Annotated in this window: 1 protein-coding gene; it reads right to left on the bottom strand. The window is 48.0% G+C overall.

Annotated elements, in window-relative coordinates:
* The coding region (locus R7E78_RS30920; protein WP_318059243.1) for an insulinase family protein at nt 1-506 on the bottom strand (506 nt) is incomplete at both ends.

Here is a 506-nt window from a genome sequence, read left to right on the forward strand (position 1 = left end):
TCCATCAAACCCACATCTTTTGGATCCACCTGCGATTCAAACAACCAGTCCGAAATCGGCTCACCATCTTGCGTCATCGTATAAATGCTAGGGCTGTAATCTAAGCTTGATTCTTCACGGAACGTCTCCAGTACTCGTGCGGCACTGATGCGCTCCAGAATGTCTTCTGTCACCGTGTCTTTTGCCGTACGGTTGTACTTATCGGTGTTAGTAAAACGCAGCAGGTAAAACGATGAAGGCTCGTGACCATCAGTGACGACCGAGCGCGCTGGCAGCTCATCATTAAATGACACACGATAATCTACAGCTTTACCCGGCTTCATCTTAATTGATGCCACGTATTTGCGTAGAAGCGGCGTAATTTGCTCAGGCTCAACGTCTGCAACAATCACCATTTTGTAACCGTGATCAGTTTTAAATAGTTGATCATGCACCGCAAGAATCTGCTCTGGCGTGACGGTATCGGCACCATCACTGCTCAGTAAACGATGACGACTATCCGGCGT

The organism is Vibrio sp. YT-19(2023) (assembly GCF_033337395.1).